Origin of the sequence: Gordonia liuliyuniae, assembly GCF_021739025.1 — a bacterium.
Classification (GTDB): domain Bacteria; phylum Actinomycetota; class Actinomycetes; order Mycobacteriales; family Mycobacteriaceae; genus Gordonia; species Gordonia liuliyuniae.
The window spans coordinates 366,071-389,530 of the sequence record NZ_JAKKOT010000002.1; the positions used below are offsets into that span (position 1 = coordinate 366,071).

Here is a 23,460-nt window from a genome sequence, read left to right on the forward strand (position 1 = left end):
CACGCGTCGACGTAATGCGCTGATTGGCCGGAGTTTAGATACCCGCGATTTCAACCATTGGCCGAATCACCGTCGCGCCATACGTTTGATTTAATTCGCCGATCTCACCCAGGGACTCTCAGTGAGTCGTTGCTCGGTGTGATTGAGCTGTATTCACCCGTGCCATTAAAGAAGGTCAGCCCATGAGATCCATTGCCGTCCGTCGGAGACCCTTCGGCCAGCGAAAGCGTGCCGTCCGCCGTTCGGCCTCCGTCTCGGTGGCCGCACTCATCGCTTTGACCGCGGTGGCGGGATGCGGTATCGGCGGGACCGAGGAGGAGACAGAGGCGACCACTATCCGTTATCAGAGCAGTGCAGGACTGATCAACTATCTCGAGGTCGCCGATGCCCTCGGGTACCTACCCGGAGTAACCCTCGACTGGATCGGTGAAAGCGGCGGCGGACCCGCGAGCCTGCAGGCGTTGGCCACCCATCAGAGCGATATTGCGAGCGGGCCGTTCAACGGTGCGATCGCCAAGGTGGTCTCGGCGGGGGTAGAGGTGACGGCGGTGGCCGCCACGTACGGATCTTCCGGCGACGTGAGTAGCTCCATCGTGACTCTGGACGACCACCCGATCACGAAGGGCCAGGACCTGATCGGAAAGAAGGTCTCCGTCAACACGTTGGGTGCCAACGCCGAGGCAATCCTGGACACCTACCTGAAGAAGGAAGGCCTCTCCGACGACGACATCGACAAGGTGACGCTGGTGCCGTTACCCGGGGTCAACGCCGAATCGTCGCTGCGCCAAGGGCAGGTCGACGCGTCGTACATGGGTTTCGCCGCTAAAGAGACGGCGATGAAGCATGGCGGGCTCCGCGTCCTCGCAGACGACGTCGACTTCGTCGGCCCCTACAACGGCGGCAGCTACGTGTTGCGGAACGGGTTCATCGAGCACAGCCCCAAGACCACCAGAGCTCTCGTCGGCGGAATCACCAAGGCGATCGACTACGCCCAGACGCATTCGACGGCCGAGGTCCTCCATCTCTACGGCGAGTATCTCGACAGGCACGGCCGGAGCGACGAGAGGAAGTCGTTCACATCGTGGAACGGCAATGGAGTCGCGACACCGGGCGGCGTGCTGCGTGACCAGGACTTCTCGATCTGGCTGGACTGGCTCAAATCGTCCGACGAGGTCGACGCCGACGCCGTCAACCCGAGTGAGCTCTACACCAACAAGTTCAATCCCTTCGCTGACAGGAAGACCGAATGAGTAGCAAGATCGAGCTGGTCAATGTGGGACAGGTATTCCAGGTCCGCGGCAACGAGGATCGCCAATTGCGGGAATTTGTCGCACTCGACGGCCTGCAACTGACTGTCGAGACGGGAGAGTTCATCACTCTCGTCGGACCCAGCGGGTGCGGAAAGTCGACGGTGTTGGACCTCATCAGTGGGCTGACCAAGCCCACGTCCGGCACCGTTCGGGCAGACGGGCGTGAAATCACCAAGCCGGGTCTCGATCGCGGGGTCGTGTTCCAGCAGTACGCCCTGCTGCCGTGGCGGACGGCGCTGGGCAACATCGAGTTCGCGCTGGAGGCCGCCGGTGGCCTCTCTCGATCCGAGCGGAAGTCTCAAGCGCGCGAATTCCTCGAACTCGTCGGACTCACCGAATTCGCCAGCCGCTACCCGCACGAGCTGTCCGGAGGTATGAAACAGCGCGTCGCCATCGCCCGGAGCCTGTCGTACAAACCCGGCGTCCTTCTTATGGACGAACCGTTCGGTGCGCTCGACGCACAGACCAGGGAACATCTGCAGGAAGAGCTCCTGCACATCTGGCGGAGTACCGGCACCACGATCGTGTTCATCACCCATGACATCGAAGAAGCCATCTTTCTCGGGGAGCGTGTTGCCGTGATGAGCGGTCGGCCCGGCCGCGTCGACCACGTCATCGACATCGAGCTGGATCGAGACTTCGACGGCGACGTGCGTTCCGACCCGCAGTTCGCACGGTATCGGCACGAGATCTGGTCCTTCCTACGCGAGAACCGTTCCCGCAGCGGCCGTAGCCGCGTCGAGTTGGCGGAGGCGCACTGACATGTCGGATCTGCTTACCGAACGTACTGAGCCGCGGCCGACCACGCGGCAGGAAACCGCTGCCGGTGTCCGCCACGTTTCCCGCTTCCGTACCCGATCGGTCCGCCTGACTCGCGGACTGGTCGGCATCGTCCTGCTCGCTCTCGTCTGGGAGTTCGCGCCCCGCATCGGGTTGCTGGACCCGCATTTCGTTCCGCCTCTGTCGACGGTGCTCGAATCATGGTGGGACCTGGCCTCGTCCGGCAGGCTCGCCACACACCTCGAAGCCAGCTTGATCCGTTCGGCCGCCGGTTTCGGCCTCGCCGTAGTCACGGCGATCCCGATCGGCGCGGCCATCGCGTCGTATCCACCGGTCCGCGACGTGCTCACCCCGGTGCTGGAGATCTTCCGCAACACGGCGGCCCTGGCGATCCTCCCGGTTTTCGTCCTGATCCTCGGAATCGGTGAGACCTCCAAGGTCGCGATCGTCCTTTTCGCGTGCTTCTTCCCGATCCTGCTCAACACGATCAGCGGCGTCGCGACCGTGGACGTACAACTGCTGCGCTCAGCCCGCGTGCTCGATCTGTCGCCGGTGACGACATTCCGCAAAGTGATCCTTCCGGCCGCGCTGCCGACCATCTTCACCGGTATCCGCATCTCTGGTGCTGCCGCGATCCTGGTTCTCATCGCCGCCGAAATGATCGGTGCGACAGAAGGACTCGGCTACCTCATCAACTATTCCCAGATGAACTTTCTGATCCCGCAGATGTACGCGGCGATCATCACTACCTCCGCAGTCGGCCTGATCGTCAACTACGGGTTGGTCGCAATCGAACGCCGGTTCTCCCGCTGGCGCGCCTGAACATCGAAGGAACAGACACGATGACTCGACAACTGCATTTGAGTGCCTTCCTCAACGGAGTGGGCCACCATGAGGTCGCCTGGCGACTTCCCGAAAGCGATCCGCGGGCGAACTCAGATGTGGAGCATTTCCATCGCCACCGCGTCGACGACGTTCGAAGAGCCCTACAACATCGCCCGCCGGTTCTCCTCCTTAGACCAGATCAGCAGGGGGCGTGCCGGGTGGAACGTGGTGACCACGGCCAGTGCCGACGCGGCCGCCAACTTCAACCTCGACACGATGCCCGATCCGGCCGACCGGTATCGCCGCGCGCACGAGTTCCTCGAGGTGACCAACGGTCTGTGGGACGGGTGGGACGAGGATGCCGTGGCGGCAGACAAAGCGGCGGGTGTCTACGCCGACCCTGACAAAGTGCATTCGATCGGCCACGACGGCGAGTTCTTCAAAGTGGCTGGCCCGCTCAACGTCGGGCGCAGCCCACAAGGCCGCCCGGTCATCGTGCAGGCGGGGTCGTCCGCTCCGGGAATCGTGTTGGCCGCCGCGTACGCGGAAGCAGTGTTCACGGCTCAGGACAACATCGCGGACGCACGGGTGTTCTACAGCAAGCTCAAGGCCGCCACCGTCGACGCCGGGCGTGACCCGGACGGCATCAAGATCCTGCCCGGGGTGGTGCCGTTGATCGGAAGTACCGAAGCGGAGGCTCGGGATCTGGAACGTCGTCTCGACGATCTCGTGGTGATCGAACACGCACTCAACCAGTTGGCGGCGGACATCGGTATCCCGGCCGATGAGATCGACTTGGACGCTCCGCTGCCGGACGACATCCGACCCGTGACTGAGGTCAGTACGAGCCGATATGAGTTGACGGTCAACCTGGCTCGCCGCGAGAACCTCACGGTCCGCCAGCTGTTGATCCGCCTCGGTGGTGGACGAGGCCACCGCACATTCGCCGGAACTCCCGAACAGGTCGCGGACACGATCATCGAATGGTTCACCACCGGCGCGTCTGACGGATTCAACATCATGCCCGCCGTCATGCCCTCGGGCTTGGAGACCTTCGTCGACCAGGTGGTGCCGATCCTTCAGCAGCGCGGTGTGTTCCGTCGCGACTACGCGGGCACCACCCTGCGAGATCACTATGAGCTCGCCGCCCCCGCGAGAGGCGTCCGTGCCGAGCTCGCCACCACTGAGTAGGACGCGAAGCCAACCGCTGGGCTGCACGAGCCGGAATTGTCAGAGGGATGCACCACCGGGTCAAGACGTTCACCGACTGGCGGGACTACCGCGACCGGCTCGGACGGCGCAGACGTCGGCGGGAACTGGGCGAGCCCGACACGCGACACTAGCGGCGGCGGCGGTTCAGGAGATCTGCGTCCGGGCGGTGTCGGAGAAGACGCTGTCCGGTCGCGGGAGACCGTAGTGTTCGCGCAGCGTCGACCCGTCGTACTCGCCGCGGAACAGGCCACGCTCGACGAGGATCGGCACCACCTTCTCGGTGAAGGCCTCCAGCAGCTGCGGATACAGCGGCGGCATCACGTTGAACCCGTCCGCGGCACCGTTCTCGAACCAGTCGGTGATGATGTCGGCGATCTGGAGGGGCGTGCCGTGCACGACGTTGTGGCCGCGCCCGCCTGCGAGACGTTGAAGCAGTTCGCGAACGGTCGGCTGCTCGCGTTCGACGATGTTCGCGATCACCTGCTGTCGACTCCGCTGGTTGTCCAGGACGCTTCCGGCGGCGCCGAACGCCTCCAACGGGACACGCTCGTCCAAGTCGAGATGGCGGAGCGAGACACCGCCCATCTTCTCCAACTGCGACAGCCCGTACTCCGGGACTATCAGCGAATTGAAGTACTCGTACAGTTCCTCAGCCTCGGCTGGAGTGTCTCCGATGAACGGGCTGATCCCGGGAAGGACGAGAACGTGGTCCGGGTTGCGGCCTAATGTCCTCACCTGAGATTTGATGTCCGTGTAGAAGGCTTGCGCATCGGCGAGCGTCTGGTGGGCGGTGAAGATTGCTTCTGCGTTGCGGGCGGCGAAGGCACGACCGTCGTTCGACGATCCGGCCTGGATGTACACCGGTCGACCCTGCGGCGGTCGCGACGCGTTGAACGGTCCGGTGACCTGAAGGTGCCGTCCCACATGATCGATGGCGTGGACCTTCGACGCGTCGGCGAACGCGCCGGACGAGCGGTCGGCGATCCGCGCGTCGTCCTCCCACGAATCCCACAGCTTGGTCGCGACGTCGACGAACTCCTGTGCGCGGCCGTACCGCTCACTGTTCGACGGCACATCGTGCAGCCCGAAGTTGCGGGCGGCATCGGTGTTGAACGTCGTGACGATGTTCCAACCCGCACGACCTCCGGAGATGCGGTCGAGGCTCGCGAACAGGCGAGCCAGGTTGTACGGCTCGTAGAACGACGTCGACGCCGTCGCGATCAATCCGATCTTCTCGGTCGCGGCCGCGACCGCCGACAGCAGAGTGATCGGCTCGAACTCCGTACTGGGGCGGTGTCCGCTGGCCGTCGCCGCCGGAATGTCCGCGAGGAATACCGCGTCGAGCTTCGCCGCCTCCGCGGTCCGCGCGATCTGCTGGTACCAGGCGATGTCGCCGATGCGGTCGACCGAGGAGTCCGGGTGGCGCCACGACGCCTCGTGGTGGCCGGTGTCGTGCAGGAAGGCATTCAACTTCAACGTGCGGTTTCGGTTGCGGCTCAACGAAAGTCCTTTCACTCGCACCGGCTCCAGGCCGGTACTTGGGGATGAGGGACATGGTTCCGCGCGCGACCCCCGATCGCCATGGTTACAAACACGGTGATCTAAAGGGACTATTGCGTTGGCTCGGACGAAGGCTCGCTTGCGGCCGTGAACGGTATGCCGTTTACCCTGGTTACGTGACTTCCGCTGATTCTTCGCCCTCCGCTCGTTCGTCGCACTCCGCTTCGTCGCACGGTCCCGCCGAGTCCGCTCCCGGGCACCGGTACACCGCCGACACGGCAGGTGAGATCGAGTCGCGCTGGCAGGAGCGCTGGACCACCGACGGCACGTTCCACGCGCCGAACCCGGTCGGCCCGCTCGCCGGGGACTTTAGCGACTTCGACGGACCGCAGGCCGATGCCCCCGACAAGCTGTTCGTACAGGACATGTTTCCGTACCCGTCGGGTGCCGGACTGCACGTCGGGCACCCGCTGGGTTTCATCGGCACCGACGTGTTCGCCCGTTTCCAGCGGATGTCCGGCAAGAACGTCCTGCACACGATGGGCTTCGACTCGTTCGGTCTCCCGGCGGAGCAGTACGCCGTCCAGACCGGCACTCACCCGCGAAGCACGACCGAGGCGAACATCGAACGTTATCTCGCGCAGATCCGCCGCCTCGGTCTCGGCCACGACGAGCGTCGCCGCGTCGCGACCACCGACGTCGAGTTCTACCGCTGGACCCAGTGGATCTTCCTGAAGATCTACAACTCGTGGTTCGACCCGGACGCGGCCAAGGCCCGCCCGATCAGCGAATTGGTCGACGAATTCGTTTCGGGTGCAAAGACTCTCGACGGCGATCGTCGGTGGGATGAGCTGTCTGTCGCCGAGCGCAACGAAGTGCTCGACGGCTACCGCCTCGTCTACTTGAGCAACTCCCTCGTCAACTGGTGTCCGGGCCTGGGCACGGTGCTGGCGAACGAGGAGGTGACCGCCGACGGTCGCTCCGAGCGCGGAAACTTCCCGGTCTTCCGCAAGAATCTGCGCCAGTGGATGATGCGGATCACCGCCTACTCCGACCGACTCATCGATGACCTCGACCTGCTCGACTGGCCCGACAAGGTCAAGACGATGCAGCGCAACTGGATCGGCCGTTCACGCGGTGCCCAGGTCCAGTTCTCCACAGCGACCGGCACACCGATCGAGGTCTTCACGACCCGCCCGGACACTCTGTTCGGGGCGAGCTACATGGTGTTGGCCCCCGAGCATGAGCTCGTCGACGCCCTGGTGGCCGACGCCTGGCCCGAGGGGACCGACGCCCGGTGGACCGGGCCTGAAGGGTACCGCGCCGGCAGCCCGGCAGAGGCCGTCGCCGCCTATCGTGCGTCGATCGCGGCCAAGAGCGATCTGGAGCGTCAGGAGAACAAGGAGAAGACCGGTGTCTTCACCGGCGCGTACGCGACTAATCCGGTCAACGGCGCGCAGATCCCGGTCTTCATCGCCGACTATGTCTTGATCGGTTACGGCACCGGCGCCATCATGGCGGTGCCCGCGCACGACACCCGCGACTACGAGTTCGCCACCGCGTTCGGTCTGCCGTTGCTCGAGGTGATCGGATCCGACGAGGGCATCGCTGAAGCCGCCTACACCGGCGACGGGCCGCTCGTGAACTCCGACTTCCTGAACGGGTTGGACGTCGCCGCCGCGAAGACCGCGATCATCGAACGCCTCGAGGCCGAGGGCACCGGTACCGGCACCATCCAGTACAAGCTGCGCGACTGGCTGTTCGCCCGCCAGCGCTACTGGGGCGAGCCGTTCCCGATCGTGTACGACGCCGACGGCGCTCCGCACGCTCTCCCCGAGTCGATGCTGCCGGTCGAACTCCCCGAGGTGGCCGACTATGCGCCGGTCGCCTTCGATCCCGACGACGCCGCGAGCGAGCCGTCTCCCCCGCTGGCCAAGGCGGCCGACTGGGTGAGCGTCGATCTGGACCTCGGCGACGGCGTGCAGACCTACACCCGCGACACCAACGTGATGCCGCAGTGGGCGGGCAGTTCGTGGTACCAGCTGCGGTACATCGACCCGACCAACGACGAGACGCTGTGCGCCCCCGAGAACGAGGCGTACTGGATGGGCCCGCGCCCGGCACTGCACGGCGCGAACGATCCCGGCGGACTCGACCTGTACATCGGCGGCATGGAGCACGCGGTCCTGCACCTGCTGTACTCGCGTTTCTGGCATAAGGTCCTGTTCGACCTCGGATACGTCAGCAGCGTCGAACCGTACCGCCGTCTGTTCAACCAGGGCATGATCCAGGCGTTCGCCTACACCGACTCGCGCGGCGTCTACGTGCCCGCAGACGAGGTCGTCGAGCGCGACGGCACGTTCTTCCACGGCGACGAAGAGGTGTCCCAGGAGTACGGGAAGATGGGCAAGTCGCTCAAGAACTCGGTGGCTCCCGACGACATCTGCCGCGACTACGGTGCCGACACTCTCCGCGTCTACGAGATGTCGATGGGCCCGCTGGACCAGTCGCGTCCGTGGGCGACGAAGGACGTCGTCGGGGCGCAGCGGTTCCTGCAGCGCGTGTGGCGTCTGGTGGTCGACGAGGAGTCCGGCGCCGTGCGGGCCACCGACGCCGAGCCGGACGTCGAGACGTTGAAGGCCGTCCACAAGACGACGGCGGGCGTCCGTGACGATTTCGCGAATCTGCGCACCAACACCGCGGTCGCCAAGCTCATCGAGCTGACCAACCATCTGACGAAGACCTACCCGGACGGTGCGCCTGCCGCCGCTGTCGAACCCGTCGTCCTGATGCTCGCGCCGCTTGCGCCGCACCTCGCCGAAGAGCTGTGGAGCCGCCTCGGCCACGACGGCTCACTCGCGCACGGTCCGTTCCCGGAGGTCGACGAGCAGTATCTCGTCGAGGACTCCGTCGAGATTCCCGTGCAGGTCAAGGGCAAGGTCCGCAGCCGGATCACGGTCGCGGCCGACGCCGCCGAGGCGACGGTCGTCGCGGCGGCGCTCGCCGACGAGAAGATCGCCGCACTGCTCGACGGTGAGCCCCGCAAGGTGATCTTCGTGCCCGGCCGCATGGTGAACGTCGTCCCCTAGTGCCTCGTATCGCTAATTCCTTAATGGTTGGCAGCGCCCCGCTGCACATCTGGCGGCGTTGTCGTCGGTCGCGATACCTACCGGTATCCCTTCCTCCTCCGCCTTGCCAGCTGCACAGCGGAACACCACCAACCGTCGAGGAATTAACGACACGCGACACGAGGGTTCGGGTCGTCAGGGCAGAAGCCGCGTTCACACTGTGATGCGCTTCTGCTCTCCCACGCCGAACACGCCGTCCACCGGCAGCGTCGCTTTCTCGGCGTGGATGACGCCTTCGAACCAGCCGTACGGCGCGTAGTACTCGGCGAGGACTTTGCGCGGTCCGACGTGCATCGTCGAGCGGACCGTGGGAGTGAACGTGACGTCGACCGCTCCGTGCTGGTCGCGCACGTGCCACTTGCCCCACGGGCCGTCCGGCCGGGTGAACGTGACCGGCGGAAGACGGTGCAACTCGTTGCCGATCCATACCGCGTTCTCGTTGTAGACGTCCGGTTTCCGGATCTGGTTGTCGGTGAGGTTGAACCCTTCGACGACGCCGTCGGAGTTGCGGCGCGCGCCGGTGACCCAGTCGTAGCGCATCGGGCGCGGGTAGTCGCCGTGATGATCGTCGAGGATGAGGAAACCGCGGTCGTCGGTGAAACCGACACGGTCGTCGCCGAGGACCAGCGAGCCGTGCATCGGCATCATCGCCTTGTGCGAGTAGAGAGCCGCTTCGTCGGAGAACGGGTGCACGATCACCAGGTGCGCCGCATCGTCTGATCCGCACTCGCCGGTCACGTGCAGAGCCAGCGACGGGTCGTCGCCCTGCGGGTCGCGGGTCGCGTCGACGGTGACGATGCCGTCGCCGAGGTCGTTTCCGATCGAGATCGCCAGGCCCGAGAACTCTCCGCACGACGTCGTCCCGTCCAGGCCGCGCGCTACCGACAACATCGGTGACGGGAGTTTCGTCTCGAACCTGCGGATCGTCGCCGCCTTCTTGTCGACGACGAGGACTTGAAGCAGGCCAATGGATTTCGCGTTGTAGACGGCGCCGAGGACGAAGTGGTCGTCGTCGCCGAGTTGGAAGGCCTCCCACTCCTTGAGCCCCAGGTCGCGGGCGATGCGGCGCGGGGCGGCGAGCAGACCGTCGCCCGCCGCGTCGAGCGGGCTGATCGTGGGTATCGGCCCGTCGTAGGTGCCGAACTGATATCGGCCGTCGGTCACCAGAGCGGGAGGCGGCGGCGTGGCCGCAGGCGGGAACGGCACAGCGTTCGACGGCACAGTGTTCGACGGGTCTGGGATCATGGCCCCATTGTGACCACACCGGGGCTGAGTCCGATGGAATGCCCCGACAAGGCCCGCGGGCGCGGCGGTCGGGTGGGCCGTCAGCTGCAGACATGCCTGTACTGCGTCGGCGGGTACCGGCGGCATTCGTCCGATTCTGCCTCGTGCGGTAGCTGCACGTAGCCGGTTGGCAAGTACCTTACTCAGTAGTAAGGTCAATGTATGGCAATCAACCTTGAGCTCCCGGAGAAGCTGAACTCCACGGTCGAGCGCGCCCGTCTCGCCGCCGAGCACATCTTTCGTCCCATCTCGCGCAAGTACGACAAAGCCGAGCACGAGTACCCGGTCGAGCTCGATGATCTGGGCAAGATGGCGAAACAGGCCCGTGGCGGCGACAAGGCCGCAGACTCCAGCAGCGACGGGGAGAGCACCGTCAACGGCGTCAACCTCCGTTCGGTGCTCAACGCACGCGAACTGAGCTGGGGCGACGTCGGATTCATGCTGTCGATCCCCTACCAGGGTCTGGGCAACGCGGCGATCGCCGCCGTCGCCAACGACGAGCAGCTCGAACGCTTCGCCGACGTGTGGGCCGCCATGGCCATCACCGAACCCGGCTTCGGTTCCGACTCCGCCGCAGTCTCGACCACCGCAGTCCTCGACGGCGACGAGTACGTCATCAACGGCGAGAAGATCTTCGTGACTGCGGGTTCGCGAGCCGATCACGTCGTCGTCTGGGCGACCCTCGACAAGAGCGTCGGACGCGCCGCCATCAAGAGCTTCGTCGTCCCGATGTCCACCGAGGGCGTCACGGTCGCGCGCCTCGAGCACAAGCTGGGCATCAAGTCGTCCGACACCGCCGTCGTCCGCTTCGACAACGCTCGTGTGCGTGCGGACAACCTGCTCGGCACGCCGGAGATCAACGTCAAGAAGGGTTTCGGCGGCGTCATGCAGACGTTCGACAACACCCGTCCGGTCGTTGCCGCGATGGCTGTCGGACTCGGCCGCGCAGCCCTCGAGGAATTGCGCCGCATCATCGAGGAGGCCGGTCACGAGATCGACTATGACCGACCCGTCGCAGCTCAGCACGCTGCTGTCGCCGAGTTCATCCGCCTTGAGTCGGACTGGGAGGCATCGTGGATGCTGACCCTGCGTGCCGCGTGGATGGCCGACAACAAGCAACCGAACTCCGCCGAGGCGTCGATGTCGAAGGCGAAGGCCGGTCGCAGTGTCACCGAGCTGACGAACAAGGCCGTCGAGATCAGCGCTACCGCGGGATTCTCCGAGACCCAACTCCTCGAGAAGTGGGCGCGTGACTCGAAGATCCTCGACATCTTCGAAGGCACGCAGCAGATCCAGCAGCTGATCATCGCTCGTCGCGTCCTGGGTAAGAACAGCGCCGACCTCAAGTGAGGACGGCATCCACCTTCTTCTGAGATCAGTACGCTCATCGCCCCGCAAGGGCATATCGCCCTCGGCGGCCGATGAGCGTACTGATCTCATTTCCGCTGTCGTGCCTCAGTGATCCCTGCTAGCGTGAACTAGAACACGTTCCAATTTCAGGGAGAGCTCATGACTGCCGACCAGCAGGAAGTCGCATTGTCAGACACGATCGCCGCCGCCGTCCAGGCCTACATCGACGGCCTGACCTCGGGGACGGCGGAGCAGATCGTCGACCTGTACGCCGACGGGGCAACCGTCGAAGACCCGATTGGCGCTCCCCTGCGCACGACCCGCGACGAACTCCTCGAGTTCTACGGCATCATCACCGGAATGCCGCACCGCGAAGCGACTCTCGCCTGGACGAGGATCGCCGGCGACACCGCGGTCTTCGAGTTCACCCTCGTCACCGGCACGGACGACGCCAAGTTCAAGATCACCCCGGTCGACGTCATGGTCTTCGACGAGCACGGCAAAGTCGCATCCATGCGTGCGGTCTGGAACCCGACGGACCTCGAGCAGGTCTAACGCCGCCTGGTCCAGACGACGGTCGTCGCGACCGCGGCCGCAACCATGCCAGCCAGAATCACGAGCGTGAGGTCTGAGTGGGCGGCCGCGGCGAGCGCGCCGATGCCGAGCCCGATCTGCTGCGCCATGCCGAGACCCGCGGCGCGGTTGAGAGTCTCGTCGCCTCGACCAGCCAGTATGTGGCCGTTGACCAGTGGAAAGGCCACCCCGACGCCGAACCCGATCGGCACCGTGGCGACGATGATCGCCGTCGACGTGCCGGGCGCACCGGCCAGCGCAGCGCAGCCGACGGCGAGAGCGGCGAACGCACACACGAGGAGGCGTCGCACGCCCGGCGGCGTCGACGAACCGCGGGCGACGGTGATCGCGCCCGCCGCGGCCGCCGCGTTCAGGGGTAGGAAGCCGAGTCCAGCGGCGACCGGCGTCCACCCGTGGTCCTGTTGAAGCGCGAAACTCACCGTGATCACCGAGGCGGCGAGGATCGCATTCGCCGCCACGATCGCCGCGTACCCGGACAGCCCGCCCTTCGTGGTCGACAGGCGCGCCGAGCGGAGCCCGACCCCCCGATCGGCTCGGGGCTGCGACGCTACGAGCCAGCCGATCGTGCACACGGCTGCCGCGACGCCCACCGCCCAGAAGCACCACCGCCACGAGACGGTGGCGAGTGGCGCCGCTACCACAAGGGCGGCGATCGCCCCCGCGCCGGACACCGTCGAGAACACTGCGAAATCGCGTGCTCTGGTTGAGGCGTTCGCGGTGGCGAGGTGCAGTGCCGCCAGCACGCAGGTGGTGGTGACCGCTGCAGTCGCTCCTTGCATGGCACGAGCGGCAATCAGGCTCGCGGCCGTGGGTGCGAGGGCGCCCGCTGCCGCGCTGACAGCGAACGCAGACGCGGCCCATGGGAGCGCCCTCCGCGGATCGACTCGCCGCAAGGCGACGACGGTTCCGGGCAGCATCACCACGAAGGCGGCCGCGAACGGTGTGACCAGGAGGTGACGTGCTTGGTCGCCCAGGTCGAGGTCGCGCGCCACCGACGGCGCGAGGAGTGCGATGGCGGTCTCGTCGACGATTATCGTGAACTGCACCGCGGCCAGTACGAAGACCACGGGCAGTGTCGACTGCCGATACGCACCAGTCACCGACACCTCATCCGCCCGATCTGTCCAACTCATGCGAAGCGTCGCACATGTGCGGAAAGGTCGTGCGGCGGCACGGGAAGAATGTGACTCTCTGTCGCCGGGACGCGAATCCGATGCCATTTGGATTACCCACCGAGATTGGCCGGTGATTCAGTAGAAGTCCGCCACGACTCGGTGATACCGTCACCTTTTCGACACTGCCGTCGACGTCTTGATCACGAAAGCCCATTGCGTCCTTCTCTGTCAATGAATCGAGTCGAGTGATGAATGTCCTGAGTGTACTCACCAGCAGCGGAACCGTTCCGCGCTCCTATTCAACGGCAATGTTCTGCGGACTTCTGAGCGAATTGGGGATAGATGGCGGATATGCGCGATATATCGATTCCGTGATCGTTCCGTCGTCAGCGGTATTCAACACTTTGTCGGCGTGATGACCGATCGGTCGGCTGCGGGCGTGCGGCATATCCGACGATGACCCGTATTCCACTCAACCGAGCCCAGCGCGCAATCTGGACGGCGCAACACCTGCTCGGCGACGACACCCCGATCGCCATCGCACAGTGCTTGGAGATCCGAGGCGCGTTGGACCCGGACCTCCTGGTGACCGTCGTCGGCGAGGTGTCCGAGGCGCTCGGGGTGTCGACCACTCGGGTGCACGTCGACGGTGCGGAGCCGTACTTGAGCATCGAGGGCGGATCCGGAGTCGCGACCGAACGCGTCTGCGTCCGTGACGCCGACGATCCCGACACGGCGGCCGCCGAGGCGATGGCGCAGATGTCGACCGCTCCCCTGCCGCCCGACGGGCCGCTGATCCGGTACGCGCTCATCGAGGTCGGCCCGCGGAAGTGGATCTTCTACGCGAGAGCCCACCACCTGCTGATCGACGGGTACGGGTCGGGGTTGGTGATGCGACACGTCGCCCACCGCTATCGGCGAGCGCTCGGTCATCAGGTCGGCGACGCGAAACTGCCCGAGCCGCAACCGATTACCGTGATCGTCGAGCAGGAGCGCGCATACCGGGACTCCGCCAGGCGCTTGCGCGACCGCGAACACTGGCGGGCGGTGATGGCGGCGGCACCCGAACCACTGCGAACCGGTGAGGACATCGCACCCATCTCCAACCGAACTCACCTCGCCGGAGCAGATCTGTCGTCCATGACGATTCAGCGACTGGGGGCGACGGCCGCTCGGGCCGCTGTCCCGACTGCCGCGGTACTGGTCGCAGCCGCTGCGGGCTGCCTGTCGCGGATCACCGACAGATCTGCGATCCCGTTCACGCTGGTCACGTCGACCAGAACCAACGCAGCCGTTCGGGCGACAGCGGGAACCCTGTCGAATCTGCTTCCGGTGATCGTCGAGCACAGATCGGAGCTGCCGGTTGATCCTCACCTGAGGACGGTTGGACGTCTCCTCTCGGACGCGTTGCGGCACCAGCAGTATCGCTACGAGGACATGGTCGTCGACCGCGGCGGCATCGGTTCGGAGGTCGCCGGTCTCGTCCGACTCGGGCCGGTCCTCAATCTGGTCCCGTCCCCGCCCGGCATCTCCCTCGGCGATGGCACGACCTGCGATCTGCGTGTTCTCACGACAGGCCCGGTCAGCGACCTCAACATCAACGTCTACCCCGGCGGCGCGGACCGGTTGCGCGTCGAGATCGAAGTCAACGCGGACGTCCACCAACCGGCGTTCGCAGACGTGATCCTCGCCGGTGTGCTGGACGCGGTCGCCGCCCTGTGTGACGCGGCGGGAGACGACCAGATCGACAGCCTCTCGCCCGAAGCTCCGTCGTGGACGTCGTGGACGTCGTGGACGTCGTCGGCGGGGGCGTCCGGGACCCTCGCCGACGGCTATCTACGGAGCCGGGACTCCACTCGGGTCGCCGTCGTCGACGAGGAGGGCGGCTCGCACTCGTACCGGGAGACCGCCGACGCGGCGGCCGGACTCGCCGCCGAGCTGAGTTCGCGTGCCGAGCCCGGTGACGTGGTCGCCGTCATCTGTGCACGTTCGCTGCGCAGCGTCGTCGCTGCCTGGGCGGTGGCATCGGCGGGGATGTGCGTGCTGCCGATCGATCCGTCGCTGCCGGAGCCGCGTCGCCGGACCATGCTCGACGCCGGTTCGCCTGCCGTGGTCGTCGGTCGTGGCAGCGGCTTCGACATCGACCTCGACGCGGTGAGCGCCGTCAGCGGGCCGACCCGTGTGCGGCGAGCATGCGCCTGTTCGCCTGCGTACCTGCTGTTCACGTCCGGGAGCACGGGGACCCCGAAAGGGATCTGGGTCTCGCACTCCGGCGTCGCCGATCTGACAGCCGAGATCGCGGCGTCGTACGAGGTCACGTCGGCGAGCGTCGTCGCGCATCTTGCGTCGCCGGGGTTCGACACAGCGATCGTCGAGATGCTCGCCGCAGCCAACGCCGGGGCCTCGCTCGCCGTCGTGCCCGCACACATCCGTGGCGGCGACGAACTGGCGCAGTGCCTTCGTGCCCGCGGTGTCACGCATCTGCTCGTCACACCCGCTGTTCTCGCGACGCTGCCCGAGGACGGCATGCCCGACCTCACGCACCTGATCGTCGGTGGCGACACGTGTCCCGCCCCGTTGATGCGCCGGTGGGCTCGCAGGGCCACGATCCGATGCGCCTACGGGCCCACCGAGACCACCTGCAGCGTGATGCTCACCGATCCGGTTGCTCCCGGCGGCACCGAGTCGAGGATCCCGCTGGGTCGGCCGATGAGCGGCGTCCGGCTCCAGGTGCTGAACCGACGTCTGCGCCCCGTCCCCCGTGGCGGCGAAGGCGAACTCTATGTGTGTGGGCCGAGTCTGGCGATCGGGATCGTCGGCCGGCCTGCGGCCACGGCGAGCCGCTTCGTCGCGTCGATCGACCGCGGTGGTGAACGCATGTACCGCACCGGCGATCGCGTGCGACGGGGCACCGACGATCAGATCTGGTTCATCGGTCGTGCCGACGACCAAGTGAAGATCCTCGGGGTGCGAATCGAGCTCGCCGAGATCGATCGCGCAGTGCTCGAGACGGGGATCGTATCGGCCAGTGCCACGATCGCGCATGAGACTGAGCGAGGCCGTCGCCTGCACACCTACGTCGTCGCGGCGGGTACGCGCGACGACATCGCTCGACGTGTCCGCGACGATGTCCGGACTCGACTGGGAACCGCGTACACGCCTGCGGGCGTCACCGTCGTCGACGAACTGCCGCTGACGGTCAACAACAAGCTCGACCGTGCCCGACTTCCGGCGCCGACGGCGGCGCCTAGGCGCGAGCACCGGCGGCCGACCGACACGTCGCAGCGAGCTGCCGTCGACGCGTTCGAGCACGCGTTGGGTGTCTCGGCGATCGGGCTCGACGACGACTTCTTCGACATGGGCGGCGACTCGCTGGCGGCGACCACGGTGGTCGCCCGGATCGCCGCCGTCCACCGTGTACGGATCGGTGTGCGCGAAGTCTTCACCCATCCGACACCGGGCGAGCTGGCCGAACTCGTTCGCTCGACAGGCCGCGTCGTTCCCGACGTCGCCGTGCACCTCGACACCGGCGGGGCGAGGGTTCCGTTGGCGCCGAGCCAACGCAACGTGTACCCCGCCCGGGACCGGATCGACCATCTCATCGCATTCGCGGTGACCGTTCCGTCGCCGATCCCCGTCTCCGTTGTCAGACGGGGCGTCGCCGCCCTCCTCGACACCCATCCGATGCTGCGCAGCCGGTTCGACGACAATGGGACCTTCGCCGTCGACCCGGTCTCCGATCCCGACTGCTGGACGGTCGACGAGTTGGGCGGGTGCGACCCGGAGGGCCTGCGAACGTATCTGCACCGGCCGATCGACGTTGCACATCGGTACCCACTGCGCATCGGCGTCGGGACGGCGTCAGACCAGTCGACGGTGATCGCGGTCTGCCTCCACCATCTCGCGGCGGACGGGGAGTCTTTGCGAATCATGCTGGCAGGGCTCCTCGGAGCGCCGGTAGCAGCGTCGGACGCCGCCGAGTATCGCGAGTATGCGCTGTCCCAGCAGACGAGCGCTCTCGAGCATCGTGCGGCCGACATCGAACATGCGGCGCGGTCGGCCGTGTCGGCCGACCTCGCGCCCCGGCGTCCGGCCGTCTGGGATCGGCGGGGTGCGCGGGTGCGAATGCCGCTCGGGAGGGCGGCCTGGGGCGAGGTCGAGGTAGTCGCCAGTGGGGCGCGCGTAACAGTGTTGACGGTGGTGCGTGCCGTACTGGCCCGCGTCCTCGCTCGACGGATCGGTACCGACACGGTACCGATCGGCGCACTGCTCTCGGGTCGCGACGACGCGCACTGGGCGAACGTGGTCGGCATGTTCGTCAACACCGTCAGCGTGCCGTGCCGCGTACGACCGACGGTGGCCGAGACGATCGTCGAGGTTCGTCGAGCCGAGGATGCGGCGTTCGCCCATGCCACGACCGCGTTCGCGGATGTCGTCGAAGCTCTCGGACCGGCCCCAACCGATCGTCATCCCTTGTTTCAAGTCATGTTGACCATGGACGATCACCCCGCGGCCGACTGGGACGGCGTCCAGGTGACACCCGTCCCCGTGGATATCGCGCACTGTGACCTGCACGTCTCCGTGATCGCGCCGCGCGGCGACGACTCCGGGGCCATCGAGGTCCTCTACGCGGTCGCGCTCTTCGACGAGCACGAGGTCCGCGACCTCGTGGCCGAACTGACGGCAGACCTGGCGGTCCTACAGCTCACGCAGTCGTGAGGTCATCCACGTCAGCGGCCCGTCGGGCGGAGCACGACGTCGGTCGGGTGCGCGTCGGCCGGAGTCGCGATCGCGTGTGCGACGGCCGCGGCGACTGTCTCCGGCCTGAGAAAACGACCGGGGTCGTACGCGTCGCCCTCGCGGGCGACGATGTCGCGCTGCATGTCGGTGTCGATGCGCCCCGGAAAGATCGAGGTCACTCGCAGCGACGGCTCCTCGGCGCGCAGCCCGTCGGCCAGCGCACGGAGGCCGAACTTGCTGGCGGCGTATGGCGTCCACCCAGGATTCACGCGCATGCCCGCACCAGAATTGACGAAGACGACGTGGCCCCCGGTCGCGCGGAGAGCGGGCAGCAGCAGCCGGGTGAGCTCGGCGGCGGCGACCAGATTCACATCGAGGACATGCCGCCACTCCTCGACCGGGGTGTCGGCGATGTTCTCGAGGCTGCTCGCGACACCCGCGCAGTGCACCAGAACGTCGAGTGACCCGATCGCCTCGACGGACGCCTCGAGTGCATCGGAGTCGGTGAGATCGACCGGGAGAGTCGACGATCCCTCCAATTCGAGTGCGAGAGAGTCGAGTTCGGTACTGCCGCGTCCTCCGAGCAGGAGATCGTGGGTCGGTGCGAGAGCGCGTGCGATCTGCGCACCCACGCCGCGGCTGGCTCCGGTGATCAGTGCGGTCGACATGCCTTCAGCCTACGGGGGCCACCTGATCAGAGTTCTTCTGCTCAGAACTCTTCTGCACCGATCAGCACCGCGTCGTCGTCGACGGTGTGCTTGTTCCGGCCGACGGCGTTGGACGCCACAATGGCCAGCACTGCGACGCCGCAGTAGCCTGCCGCGAACCAGAAGGGAGCCGCGCCGCCGAACCACTCGGCGAGATAGGCGACGAGGATGGCCGAGACCGCGGCGCCCATCCACCGCAGGAAGCTGTAGCCGGCCGAGGCCACGGACCGCGGCGTCGAGGAGTCGGTGGCCGACATCGCGACCCCGGTGAACAGAGTGTTCAGGATGCCGGACGGGATGCCGGAGACGACGACGGCTGCGCCGATCAGCCACACCTGGTCGGTGAGGACACCGATCGCGGCGAGCGCCATCACGACGGCGTACCCGCTGATCGCCCCGACGACGCCCACCCGGTCGCCGACGGCTCGCGCGATGCCGGGCGCCAGGAACACACCGGCCAGTGCGGTCAACAGACCCCACCCGAAGAAGATCATGCCCGCGTAAATCGGGCGCAGACCCATGGCCAACGGCGCCCACGCGATCACGGTGAACAGGGCGCCGGTGTAGAAGGCGGCGCCGATCGAGTTCACCAGGAGCGTCTTGTTCTTGAGCGCCTTGATCGGATCCAGAAGACTCACCGGTTGGCGTTCGCTGGCCGGTGCGTCGGCGGGCAGCATGATCGCGCAACCGATCGCGCCGATCAGCATCAGGATCGCGGTGCCCGCGAACGGGGCGCGCCAACTCCACTCGCCGAGAACCGCACCGAGCAGTGGTCCGACGGCTAGACCTGCGCCGAGTGCCGCCTCGTACAGCAGGATCGCGCCGTGCTGGCTGCCGCGTGCCTGCCCGACGATGAACGCCAGAGCCGTCGCGATGAACAGCGCGTTACCGAGACCCCAGATGACACGCAACGCGATCAATTGGTCGATGTTGCTCGCGAACGCCGAGACGCCCGCCGCGATCACGATGCACAGCAGACCGGTGCTCAACGTCTTCTTCGGCCCGAACCTATATGCGGCCCAACCGGTCAGCAGCATCGCGACGACTTGGACGCCCATGTAGACGCCGAACAGGAGCGTCAACTTCTCGTGCGGCGCGTTGAGCGCCTCGGCGATCGAGTTCAGGATCGGATCCACCAGGCCGATACCCATGAACGCGATGACCGCGGCGAAAGCAGTCACCCACACGGTGCGCGGCTGGCCTTTGAACGCTTCCGTGAGGGAGTGGTTCTCGTCTGCCATTACTTCTCCAATCGTGTGCGCAGGTCCCGCAGGGCCGGGGCGGCAGCCGCGAGGGCTGCCAGTTGTTCGTCGGACAGTTGGGCGAGTGCTGAGGCCACGACGTCGTCGCGGCGGGTGCGCACGTCGCGGATGATGGTCTGGCCCTCGTCCGTGAGCGCGATGACCACGGCACGCCGGTCGTCCGGATCGGGATCGCGCGTCACCAGTCCGTCCCGCGCGAGGACGTCGACGAGATTCGTCGCGGTCGGCATCCGGACGCCTTCACGGTCGGCGAGCGCTCCCATCCGCATGGGTCCGTGATCGGAAATCGTTGCGAGAGCGGATGCTTGGGCGGCGCTCAGATCGGTGATCGGGCTGTTGCGGCGGAGCGCGAGGTACAGGCGGGTCACCGAATGGCGCAGTTCGCCCGCCAACTCGGCAGGAAGATTCTCAGTCACATTTAGGGAGTCTAATACTTCGTAAACCTAAATAAAAAGAGAGGCGAAGCGTGATCCGGGCGACATCACGCAGACCGCCCGGTGCGGACGGGCGCTCAGACGCGCTCGCCGACTCCGATGCGTCCGGCGCTCGTCGAACCGCCGAACGACGCGGGACTGCGCCCGTCGTGGCTGTAACCGCCGTCGTGCATCGATCCATTGAGCACGCTGTCGACGAGAACGCCTGCCAGCACGGGGGACAGGTCGCTCGGTGTGCCCGACTGGCCGCTCGACCAGTCGGTGACGTCGGCGACGGCAGCGTCCATCGCCTGAGCGGCCAGATCGGCTGCGCGTGCCGCCGTTCCCGCAGACGCATCCGGATCGGTGTCGGCGAGGTCGGCTGCGGTGTCCGCGAGACGTCGCGCCTCGGACAGACGGGTGAACGCGACCGAACCGACGACGCCGCGCCGCGTCTGAATGTAGGTGGACACTGCACGGACCAGGTCGACGACGTCCGGGAGTTCAGTCGATCGGGGAGTGTCGTCGGCGTTGTCTGCGGCATCGAGCAGCCTCGTCGCCTGGTCGAGCGCGCCCTCCGCCGAGCGTACGGCGCCGATCACCGAGCCTCGCTGACCGGCGGACGCGGCGTCACGGCCCTGGTCGATGCATTCGCGGGCGAATACGAGCAGGTCGTCTGCGAGTTCGACGTTCCCGGCGACTTGTTCGGGAATCGACGAGAGTTCGGCGAGGCGGGCTTCGATGTCGGGAATCCGTACGGCCGACGCGTCGATCCCGGCGGAGAGGGAATCGAGCCGCCGGTCGGCGGCTGCGCCGAGATCGCGTAGTCGGTCGAAGGCGAAGCCTCGGCCGTCGAGCATTGCGTCGGCGTTCGAGCAGGTCGTGATGATCTCGACGAGCAGTCGGCGCTGCTCGTCGGGATCGGTGACCTGCCGGTCGTCGAGACGTTGGCGCAGCATGTGTGACGCGGCGATAGCTGCCCGCGCGTCGGCGACGGCCGCGGTGAACGGCTCGGCCGTCTCACCGAGCTCGTTGCGGGCATGGGACGCCTCGTCTGCGCTGGTCCGGATCGCCCGGTCGGTGTCCGTCAACACCTCGCGCGACCAGGGATCGAGCTCGCCGAGCGGCCGCTGACCGAGTTGGTCGGCGGTGAACGCGTCGGGCTGTTCGGCGGCGTCCCGACGCCTGCGACGCAGCCACAACGCGAGAGCCGCCGCAGCAGCGATCACGACGATCACGGCGACGGCGACGATCCACCACGGCCGCGACGCCTCTGGTTCACCGCCGACGTCCTCGAGGCGTTCTCCGACCGACACTGCGGCGTCGGCGAATCGGCCCTGTGCGACGGCGGGTCCGAGTTCGTCGGCGATGATGCCGCGGAGTTCGTCATCGGTCAGCCCCTTCACCTCGATGGGGGCCTGCAGACTGTAGTCACGCGTATCGGTCGCGATCGCGAGCACCACGTCGTGCGCGCCGAAATCGCTCTGGGAGACGGTATTCGCGACCCAGTCCTCGGGCGCGAGGCCGCCGAAATCCTTCACGTACACGACCCAGTACTGGATGTCGTGCGAACCGTCGACGTCGTCCACGGTCTGCCACACGCGATCACTCTGCTCAGTGTTCAAGGCGCCCGCCGGGTCGACCACCTGGGTGGGGAGCCGGAACGGTGCCTCAGCGTGCGCAGGCGACGCGAGAAGTGCTGAACCGAGGAGCAGGACGATGAACGTCGACAGGAGAGCCGACACTCGCCGGGCAGGAGCAGACGACATGCTTCCAATCTATCGTCTGGGTACGGCACGGGAGGCGTAGCTGTGAGAGGAGTGAAGAGTGCGTGACGCGTTCGATGCAGTGATCGTCGGCTCCGGCCCTAACGGATTGACCGCCGCCGCAGTCCTGGCGCGCGCGGGTCGACGAGTTCTCGTCCTGGAAGCCGCCGACACGATCGGCGGCGGTGCGCGCACCGACGAGTTCTTCGGGCGCGGAACCCGCACGGACATCTGCTCGGCTGTGCATCCGACCGGTTACGCGTCGCCCGCGTTCGAGGATCTGCGTCTGGCCGAGCACGGTCTGACCTGGCTGGTCCCGGACGTGTCACTGGCGCACGTCGCCGATGGCGACACGATAGGAATCCACCGCGACTCCGCCGACACCGCAACCGAACTCGGTGCGGACATGGATCGCTGGCGGCGTCTGGTCCAGGCGGCGGACCCGGTGAGCGTCGCTGGACAGATCCTCGCCATGCCCGCGGTGCCGCGTACCCGGGTGATGCGGATGGCCGGGTTCGGTGCGGCAGCCGTGCTGCCGGTGGACGTGCTGGCTCGGACGTTCGCCACCGGGCGTGTCGCGACGGTGTTCGCGGGTATCGCGGCACACGCGGGACGACCGTTGTCGTCGCCTGGGTCGTCGGCGGCCGGGCTGCTCCTGGGGATGCTCGCCGCTACCGGCTGGCCGATCGCCGAGGGCGGCTCGCAGGCCATCGCCGACGCCCTCGTCTCGGTGATCGTCGCCAACGGCGGACGCGTCGAGACCGGATGCGAGGTCACCGAGCTCGGCCAGCTTCCGACCGGCTGCGATCTGCTCTTCGACACCTCGCCGGACCTCGTCGCGACGCTGTTCGCCGACCGTCTCGGGCACCGCTACGCCCGTGCCCTGCGGCGGTTCTCGTACGGCGACGGCACCTGCAAAGTCGATCTCGTCCTCACCGAGCCGATCCCGTGGTCGGCGCGACCGGATCTGATGTCGCGGACCGCGACCTTCCATCTCGCCGACGACGTCGCACAGATCAGACGCACCGAGGAGGACGTGGCCGCCGGCCGCATCCCCGAGCGTCCGTGGGTTCTCGGCGGGGAGCCGACGAGGATCGATCCGTCGCGGGCACCGATCGGAACGCATCTGGCGTGGGCGTACTGCCACGTCCCGGCCGGATGCGATGTCGACGTCTCCGACCGAATCGTCGACGAGATCGAGCGGAGGGCTCCGGGATTCCGTGACACGATCGCTCACGTGCGGGTGACCAGAGCGACCGACCTGGAACGACACGACGCCAACTACGTCGGCGGCGACATCAACTGCGGCGCTGCGAGTCTGTCTCAACTCCTAGCGCGCCCGGTACTGTCGTCGACTCCACAGGTCACCGGGGTAGACGGGGTGTACCTGTGTTCGTCGGCGACCGCACCGGGCGGCGGCGTGCATGGCATGTCCGGTCATCGAGCCGCTCGCGCGGTGCTGGCGCGGAGCTGA

At 66.8% G+C, this 23,460-nt stretch carries 15 protein-coding genes and 1 pseudogene; 9 read left to right on the forward strand and 7 right to left on the reverse strand.

Going from position 1 to position 23,460, the window contains the following annotated elements:
* The first annotated feature begins 182 nt into the window (after window positions 1–182).
* From L5G28_RS02760 to L5G28_RS02775, 4 genes and pseudogenes are all read left to right on the forward strand, one after another.
* Complete coding sequence (locus L5G28_RS02760; RefSeq protein WP_237000220.1) at window positions 183–1,250, forward strand: ABC transporter substrate-binding protein; 1,068 nt, start codon at window positions 183–185, stop codon at window positions 1,248–1,250.
* Window positions 1,247–2,071 (forward strand): ABC transporter ATP-binding protein, encoded by an 825-nt coding sequence (locus L5G28_RS02765; RefSeq protein ID WP_237000221.1) that lies wholly within the window; start codon window positions 1,247–1,249, stop codon window positions 2,069–2,071. The genes L5G28_RS02760 and L5G28_RS02765 overlap by 4 nt, the downstream gene beginning before the upstream one ends.
* Before the next feature lies 1 nt (window position 2,072).
* Complete coding sequence (locus L5G28_RS02770) at window positions 2,073–2,912, forward strand: ABC transporter permease (RefSeq protein WP_237000222.1); 840 nt, start codon at window positions 2,073–2,075, stop codon at window positions 2,910–2,912.
* A 20-nt stretch (window positions 2,913–2,932) separates the two neighbouring features.
* Window positions 2,933–4,106, forward strand: a pseudogene (locus tag L5G28_RS02775) (LLM class flavin-dependent oxidoreductase).
* A gap of 165 nt (window positions 4,107–4,271) precedes the next feature.
* Here the strand turns inward: L5G28_RS02775 and L5G28_RS02780 are convergent.
* Window positions 4,272–5,627, reverse strand: a complete 1,356-nt coding sequence (locus L5G28_RS02780; RefSeq protein ID WP_237000223.1) for an LLM class flavin-dependent oxidoreductase — start codon at window positions 5,625–5,627, stop codon at window positions 4,272–4,274.
* A gap of 176 nt (window positions 5,628–5,803) precedes the next feature.
* Here L5G28_RS02780 and leuS point away from each other — a divergent pair, with 176 nt between their 5' ends.
* Window positions 5,804–8,716: a leucine--tRNA ligase gene (gene leuS / locus L5G28_RS02785; RefSeq protein WP_237000224.1), complete on the forward strand. Its 2,913-nt coding sequence runs from the start codon at window positions 5,804–5,806 to the stop codon at window positions 8,714–8,716.
* A gap of 192 nt (window positions 8,717–8,908) precedes the next feature.
* On the opposite strand, the gene L5G28_RS02790 is transcribed toward leuS, so the two are convergent.
* The gene (locus L5G28_RS02790; RefSeq protein WP_237000225.1) at window positions 8,909–10,000 is read right to left on the reverse strand and encodes a DUF2804 family protein; all 1,092 of its coding nucleotides are present in this window, start codon (window positions 9,998–10,000) and stop codon (window positions 8,909–8,911) included.
* A 201-nt stretch (window positions 10,001–10,201) separates the two neighbouring features.
* Between L5G28_RS02790 and L5G28_RS02795 the strand changes: the two genes are divergently transcribed.
* Both L5G28_RS02795 and L5G28_RS02800 read left to right on the forward strand, forming a co-directional pair.
* Window positions 10,202–11,389 carry an acyl-CoA dehydrogenase family protein gene (locus L5G28_RS02795; protein WP_237000226.1) on the forward strand — a complete coding sequence of 396 codons (1,188 nt, stop codon included), beginning with the start codon at window positions 10,202–10,204 and terminating at the stop codon, window positions 11,387–11,389.
* A gap of 159 nt (window positions 11,390–11,548) precedes the next feature.
* Window positions 11,549–11,944, forward strand: a complete 396-nt coding sequence (locus L5G28_RS02800; RefSeq protein ID WP_236998283.1) for a nuclear transport factor 2 family protein — start codon at window positions 11,549–11,551, stop codon at window positions 11,942–11,944.
* On the opposite strand, the gene L5G28_RS02805 is transcribed toward L5G28_RS02800, so the two are convergent.
* On the reverse strand, window positions 11,941–13,083 hold the full coding sequence (locus L5G28_RS02805; protein ID WP_237000227.1) for an MFS transporter: 1,143 nt from the start codon (window positions 13,081–13,083) through the stop codon (window positions 11,941–11,943). The genes L5G28_RS02800 and L5G28_RS02805 overlap by 4 nt on opposite strands.
* A gap of 471 nt (window positions 13,084–13,554) precedes the next feature.
* On the opposite strand from L5G28_RS02805, the gene L5G28_RS02810 reads away from it, so the two are divergent.
* Window positions 13,555–17,817 (forward strand): non-ribosomal peptide synthetase, encoded by a 4,263-nt coding sequence (locus L5G28_RS02810; RefSeq protein WP_237000228.1) that lies wholly within the window; start codon window positions 13,555–13,557, stop codon window positions 17,815–17,817.
* Window positions 17,818–17,828: 11 nt separating this feature from the next.
* On the opposite strand, the gene L5G28_RS02815 is transcribed toward L5G28_RS02810, so the two are convergent.
* The 4 genes from L5G28_RS02815 to L5G28_RS02830 form a co-directional block, all read right to left on the reverse strand.
* The gene (locus tag L5G28_RS02815) at window positions 17,829–18,506 is read right to left on the reverse strand and encodes an SDR family oxidoreductase (protein WP_237000229.1); all 678 of its coding nucleotides are present in this window, start codon (window positions 18,504–18,506) and stop codon (window positions 17,829–17,831) included.
* A gap of 41 nt (window positions 18,507–18,547) precedes the next feature.
* Window positions 18,548–19,786: an MFS transporter gene (locus L5G28_RS02820; protein WP_237000230.1), complete on the reverse strand. Its 1,239-nt coding sequence runs from the start codon at window positions 19,784–19,786 to the stop codon at window positions 18,548–18,550.
* Window positions 19,786–20,223: a MarR family winged helix-turn-helix transcriptional regulator gene (locus L5G28_RS02825; protein WP_236998275.1), complete on the reverse strand. Its 438-nt coding sequence runs from the start codon at window positions 20,221–20,223 to the stop codon at window positions 19,786–19,788. Before L5G28_RS02825 ends, L5G28_RS02820 begins: the two co-directional genes overlap by 1 nt.
* A gap of 95 nt (window positions 20,224–20,318) precedes the next feature.
* Window positions 20,319–21,989: a TPM domain-containing protein gene (locus L5G28_RS02830; protein ID WP_237000231.1), complete on the reverse strand. Its 1,671-nt coding sequence runs from the start codon at window positions 21,987–21,989 to the stop codon at window positions 20,319–20,321.
* 58 nt (window positions 21,990–22,047) lie between these two features.
* Here L5G28_RS02830 and L5G28_RS02835 point away from each other — a divergent pair, with 58 nt between their 5' ends.
* Window positions 22,048–23,460 (forward strand): phytoene desaturase family protein, encoded by a 1,413-nt coding sequence (locus tag L5G28_RS02835; protein ID WP_237000232.1) that lies wholly within the window; start codon window positions 22,048–22,050, stop codon window positions 23,458–23,460.